The organism is Streptomyces sp. NPDC001717 (assembly GCF_042892775.1).
Classification (GTDB): domain Bacteria; phylum Actinomycetota; class Actinomycetes; order Streptomycetales; family Streptomycetaceae; genus Streptomyces.
In genome coordinates, this window is sequence record NZ_JBIAUK010000061.1 from 1 (window position 1) to 5,370 (window position 5,370).

The following is a 5,370-nucleotide window of genomic DNA, read 5'->3' on the forward strand; positions in this document are numbered from 1 at the left end:
AACTGGCCGCCCGCTACAAGGCCGGAGTCCACCTCGCCGCACTCATCCTCTGGCTCCGCGAACCTCTCCAAGCTCCTTTGTCAGACAGAACCTAGGGAGTGAGGCTGACGGCTCTGTCCGACGCCCGCCCGGGACGTTCGACGCAGATCCGGCATGAGTGCTGGATGGACGCGAATTCACCATGGTGGCCGCAGCTCCAGGAAACACTTCAGGCCACTGAACGGGCACGCAATTGAGCCGACCGAGAAGATGGACGGGGTGACCGCACGATCAGTCGCAGGTGACAGAACCCGCTCCGCGCGCAAGCGGGGATGACCCGCACTGAGATCCGCGGATGTCTCCGCCAACCCTTTGCTCCCCGCGCACGCGGGGATGAACCCGAGCGCATGTCCCTCTACGGGCACGCCAGATCCGGCTTCCCGCGTACGACCCCTCCTGGCGCAGGGCCTCCCAGGTGGAGGAGTGGCTGCTCCCAGCACCTGCAGGCGCCCCGCGCCCCTCTGCGCGGCGACGAGACAGCGGCCGCGTGAGCCTGTGTCCCGAGTCGGCGTCCGTCAGATCACCGCTCCACCTGGTCGGGCGTGATCTTCACGTCTCCGCGGGCTCCTGATCGTTGTGTTCTTGCTCCTGCGCCCAGGTGATCGCCCATTCGTCGAGCGGATGCAGGGCATCACGCAGTGCTGTCCCCAGGCGAGTCAGCTCGTAGCCATCGGCCGAGGGGGCGATGATCCCGCTTGACGCGAGTTCGCGGAGCCGTTGGTAGAGGACGCTGGATGACAGCCCTTCGCACCGTGCCAGCAGCGCGCGGGCGCCGAGCGGGCCCGCACGCAGTTCCCAGAGGATGCGCAGCGCCCACCGACGGCCGAACAGGTCCATCGCGGCCATGATCGGACGACCGGTCGTCGATCCACGAACCGGTGTTCCTGGGCGCGGCGTCGGCATGGCCCTCCTTGCGTTTCGTTATTCGAAACACTAGCATCCACCCGACGTTTCTGATTTCGAAACGAACTCGATGGGAGAGTCGATGTCGCGGATGGCCCTACTGGAACCGCCGTGTACCGACCAGGCCGGCGCATTGCTCGCGCGCATGATGCCTGGGGACGCCCCGCCCATTGGGCTGTTCCCCATGTCCGCCACAGGCCTCCCTATGACCGCCGCCATGCACGGGTGGGATGGCCGCGAGTCCGGCGGCCGGCTGACGCCCCTGGACGGAGGTCCTCATGCATAAGCTTGTCGTCCTGTATTCCGAGCCCGCCGACCCTGACCACTTCCGCGACTATTACGTGGCCAACCACCTTCCGCTGGTCAAGAATTGGCCCGGCCCTCTTGCGTGGCGCTACAGCTTCCACGTGGCGGCGATCGAGGGAGGAACGTCGTATTTCGCGGTCTTCGAAGCCGACTTCGCTGACGCGGCCGCCATGGAGGCGGCGCTGGCGTCGCCGCACGGCCGGCAGCTGGCCGCCGACGTCGCCAACTACGCCACCGGCGGGGTGGCCATCATCAACTATCCGGTACAGGCCGGCACCGCCTGAGACGGATCGGTACGCGTCCGTGACGCGTTCGGTCGGCCGATTAAGGCCAGGCCCGGCTAGCTACAGCGGCTTTCGGGTTGTTGTCGGGTGGTGACAGTTCACAGTTCGATGGGGGACCGCGAACTTCCTGCGCAGGAGCCGTTCATGAGAGCGTGGCCGCTGGCTGTACCGCATACGCCTGCGCGCGCCGCCTGCTGCTGCCAGGCGGCGACGGATGGATTTGCTGCTCCCCAGTGTGGGGTCCGTGAGGTGATGGCGAACCGGTGGCGGTGATACAGCTGTCGATCAGGTGAGGTCGAAGCTGGATTCTGCCAACCCGCGGCGGAGGACACGGTCGAGGTCGTCGGGTGTTTCAAGGGCGGTCTTGGCCATCGCGCTGCGCACGAGTGACCAGACGGCCTCGACGGGATTCAGGTCGGACGGTGGTAAGCCGGTCATGCTCGGCCTCGTACCACTTCAGGCCGCGGCCAGATGGGTGTTGGGATGGTCCCAAACCACCACGACGGGCCACCGAGCTGGATGTGCACCCGCACGAGCGGGTCGCGATAGTCCTGCCAGGCGAAGCTTCTGCGTGGCCCCTACTGACGCCGGCACTGACATTCACAGCCGCCATGCAGAGACGCCACCACGGCAACGGATGTCACCCACCGTGTTTATCGCTGTTCATTCTGGCAACAATGAGTAGCTAAAGGTAGTCCGAACCCGACGGAAGGCAGGAACATGACCCTCGTCACCGCCCTCATCCTTGTCGTGGTCGCCGCCCTCATCGGCCTGCTGGCCCTGGCTCCCAGCGCCCCCGTACGCCGCAACCCCGTGCCCGGCCGGGGCAACCGGGCCACCCGCCGCCGCACCGCCACGCGGCTGGACGGCATCCCCGGCCAGCGGGGGATCCACCACCACGCCCGCTGACATACCGCACCGTACAAACGACCGACGCCCGCGGGCCGGGTCGGCCGCCGCTCGTTGGAGGTGGGCATGTGCCTGCTGCGCCACGGCAACAGGCCCGGCTTGACCGACGCATACCCCCAACAAGCAGCTTCACCCCATTCGTTCCAACCAGTGCACCGCCTCCCAGCGGGGTGATACAGGGACACGGGGGCTGCGGCGGGCGGGATGCGGTAGGAGAGGCAGAACGGCGCGGGGCGCCCACCACGTGGTGGGCGCCCCGCGCCGTTCTGCCTCTCCTACCGCATCCCGCCCGCCGCAGCCCCCGTGTCCCTGTATCACCCCGCTGGGAGGCGGTGCACTGGTTGGAACGAATGGGGTGAAGCTGCTTGTTGGGGGTATGCGTCGGTCAAGCCGGGCCTGTTGCCGTGGCGCAGCAGGCACATGCCCACCTCCAACGAGCGGCGGCCGACCCGGCCCGCGGGCGTCGGTCGTTTGTACGGTGCGGTATGTCAGCGGGCGTGGTGGTGGATCCCCCGCTGGCCGGGGATGCCGTCCAGCCGCGTGGCGGTGCGGCGGCGGGTGGCCCGGTTGCCCCGGCCGGGCACGGGGTTGCGGCGTACGGGGGCGCTGGGAGCCAGGGCCAGCAGGCCGATGAGGGCGGCGACCACGACAAGGATGAGGGCGGTGACGAGGGTCATGTTCCTGCCTTCCGTCGGGTTCGGACTACCTTTAGCTACTCATTGTTGCCAGAATGAACAGCGATAAACACGGTGGGTGACATCCGTTGCCGTGGTGGCGTCTCTGCATGGCGGCTGTGAATGTCAGTGCCGGCGTCAGTAGGGGCCACGCAGAAGCTTCGCCTGGCAGGACTATCGCGACCCGCTCGTGCGGGTGCACATCCAGCTCGGTGGCCCGTCGTGGTGGTTTGGGACCATCCCAACACCCATCTGGCCGCGGCCTGAAGTGGTACGAGGCCGAGCATGACCGGCTTACCACCGTCCGACCTGAATCCCGTCGAGGCCGTCTGGTCACTCGTGCGCAGCGCGATGGCCAAGACCGCCCTTGAAACACCCGACGACCTCGACCGTGTCCTCCGCCGCGGGTTGGCAGAATCCAGCTTCGACCTCACCTGATCGACAGCTGTATCACCGCCACCGGTTCGCCATCACCTCACGGACCCCACACTGGGGAGCAGCAAATCCATCCGTCGCCGCCTGGCAGCAGCAGGCGGCGCGCGCAGGCGTATGCGGTACAGCCAGCGGCCACGCTCTCATGAACGGCTCCTGCGCAGGAAGTTCGCGGTCCCCCATCGAACTGTGAACTGTCACCACCCGACAACAACCCGAAAGCCGCTGTAGCTAGCCGGGCCTGGCCTTAATCGGCCGACCGAACGCGTCACGGACGCGTACCGATCCGTCTCAGGCGGTGCCGGCCTGTACCGGATAGTTGATGATGGCCACCCCGCCGGTGGCGTAGTTGGCGACGTCGGCGGCCAGCTGCCGGCCGTGCGGCGACGCCAGCGCCGCCTCCATGGCGGCCGCGTCAGCGAAGTCGGCTTCGAAGACCGCGAAATACGACGTTCCTCCCTCGATCGCCGCCACGTGGAAGCTGTAGCGCCACGCAAGAGGGCCGGGCCAATTCTTGACCAGCGGAAGGTGGTTGGCCACGTAATAGTCGCGGAAGTGGTCAGGGTCGGCGGGCTCGGAATACAGGACGACAAGCTTATGCATGAGGACCTCCGTCCAGGGGCGTCAGCCGGCCGCCGGACTCGCGGCCATCCCACCCGTGCATGGCGGCGGTCATAGGGAGGCCTGTGGCGGACATGGGGAACAGCCCAATGGGCGGGGCGTCCCCAGGCATCATGCGCGCGAGCAATGCGCCGGCCTGGTCGGTACACGGCGGTTCCAGTAGGGCCATCCGCGACATCGACTCTCCCATCGAGTTCGTTTCGAAATCAGAAACGTCGGGTGGATGCTAGTGTTTCGAATAACGAAACGCAAGGAGGGCCATGCCGACGCCGCGCCCAGGAACACCGGTTCGTGGATCGACGACCGGTCGTCCGATCATGGCCGCGATGGACCTGTTCGGCCGTCGGTGGGCGCTGCGCATCCTCTGGGAACTGCGTGCGGGCCCGCTCGGCGCCCGCGCGCTGCTGGCACGGTGCGAAGGGCTGTCATCCAGCGTCCTCTACCAACGGCTCCGCGAACTCGCGTCAAGCGGGATCATCGCCCCCTCGGCCGATGGCTACGAGCTGACTCGCCTGGGGACAGCACTGCGTGATGCCCTGCATCCGCTCGACGAATGGGCGATCACCTGGGCGCAGGAGCAAGAACACAACGATCAGGAGCCCGCGGAGACGTGAAGATCACGCCCGACCAGGTGGAGCGGTGATCTGACGGACGCCGACTCGGGACACAGGCTCACGCGGCCGCTGTCTCGTCGCCGCGCAGAGGGGCGCGGGGCGCCTGCAGGTGCTGGGAGCAGCCACTCCTCCACCTGGGAGGCCCTGCGCCAGGAGGGGTCGTACGCGGGAAGCCGGATCTGGCGTGCCCGTAGAGGGACATGCGCTCGGGTTCATCCCCGCGTGCGCGGGGAGCAAAGGGTTGGCGGAGACATCCGCGGATCTCAGTGCGGGTCATCCCCGCTTGCGCGCGGAGCGGGTTCTGTCACCTGCGACTGATCGTGCGGTCACCCCGTCCATCTTCTCGGTCGGCTCAATTGCGTGCCCGTTCAGTGGCCTGAAGTGTTTCCTGGAGCTGCGGCCACCATGGTGAATTCGCGTCCATCCAGCACTCATGCCGGATCTGCGTCGAACGTCCCGGGCGGGCGTCGGACAGAGCCGTCAGCCTCACTCCCTAGGTTCTGTCTGACAAAGGAGCTTGGAGAGGTTCGCGGAGCCAGAGGATGAGTGCGGCGAGGTGGACTCCGGCCTTGTAGCGGGCGGCCAGTT

8 protein-coding genes are annotated in these 5,370 nt (G+C 67.2%); 4 read left to right on the forward strand and 4 right to left on the reverse strand.

Features of this window, described 5'->3' with window-relative positions:
• Positions 1–588: 588 nt before the first annotated feature.
• Entirely contained in the window at positions 589–885 is a 297-nt protein-coding gene (locus tag ACFYZL_RS39905; protein ID WP_388686106.1) for a winged helix-turn-helix transcriptional regulator, read from the reverse strand.
• 335 nt (positions 886–1,220) lie between these two features.
• Here ACFYZL_RS39905 and ACFYZL_RS39910 point away from each other — a divergent pair, with 335 nt between their 5' ends.
• Complete coding sequence (locus ACFYZL_RS39910; RefSeq protein WP_388686101.1) at positions 1,221–1,532, forward strand: EthD family reductase; 312 nt, start codon at positions 1,221–1,223, stop codon at positions 1,530–1,532.
• Between the two features lie 285 nt (positions 1,533–1,817).
• Here ACFYZL_RS39910 and ACFYZL_RS39915 read toward each other — a convergent pair whose 3' ends face one another.
• On the reverse strand, positions 1,818–1,970 hold the full coding sequence (locus ACFYZL_RS39915; RefSeq protein ID WP_388686104.1) for a hypothetical protein: 153 nt from the start codon (positions 1,968–1,970) through the stop codon (positions 1,818–1,820).
• A 282-nt stretch (positions 1,971–2,252) separates the two neighbouring features.
• Here ACFYZL_RS39915 and ACFYZL_RS39920 point away from each other — a divergent pair, with 282 nt between their 5' ends.
• Positions 2,253–2,441, forward strand: a complete 189-nt coding sequence (locus ACFYZL_RS39920) for a hypothetical protein (protein WP_384752149.1) — start codon at positions 2,253–2,255, stop codon at positions 2,439–2,441.
• A 488-nt stretch (positions 2,442–2,929) separates the two neighbouring features.
• On the opposite strand, the gene ACFYZL_RS39925 is transcribed toward ACFYZL_RS39920, so the two are convergent.
• The gene (locus ACFYZL_RS39925; RefSeq protein WP_384752149.1) at positions 2,930–3,118 is read right to left on the reverse strand and encodes a hypothetical protein; all 189 of its coding nucleotides are present in this window, start codon (positions 3,116–3,118) and stop codon (positions 2,930–2,932) included.
• A gap of 282 nt (positions 3,119–3,400) precedes the next feature.
• On the opposite strand from ACFYZL_RS39925, the gene ACFYZL_RS39930 reads away from it, so the two are divergent.
• Positions 3,401–3,553 carry a hypothetical protein gene (locus ACFYZL_RS39930; protein ID WP_388686104.1) on the forward strand — a complete coding sequence of 51 codons (153 nt, stop codon included), beginning with the start codon at positions 3,401–3,403 and terminating at the stop codon, positions 3,551–3,553.
• 285 nt (positions 3,554–3,838) lie between these two features.
• On the opposite strand, the gene ACFYZL_RS39935 is transcribed toward ACFYZL_RS39930, so the two are convergent.
• A complete protein-coding gene (locus tag ACFYZL_RS39935; RefSeq protein WP_388686101.1) occupies positions 3,839–4,150 on the reverse strand; it encodes an EthD family reductase in 312 nt (103 codons plus the stop codon).
• A 335-nt stretch (positions 4,151–4,485) separates the two neighbouring features.
• On the opposite strand from ACFYZL_RS39935, the gene ACFYZL_RS39940 reads away from it, so the two are divergent.
• Positions 4,486–4,782, forward strand: coding sequence for a winged helix-turn-helix transcriptional regulator (locus ACFYZL_RS39940; RefSeq protein ID WP_388686106.1), 297 nt, complete (start codon positions 4,486–4,488; stop codon positions 4,780–4,782).
• Positions 4,783–5,370: the final 588 nt, after the last annotated feature.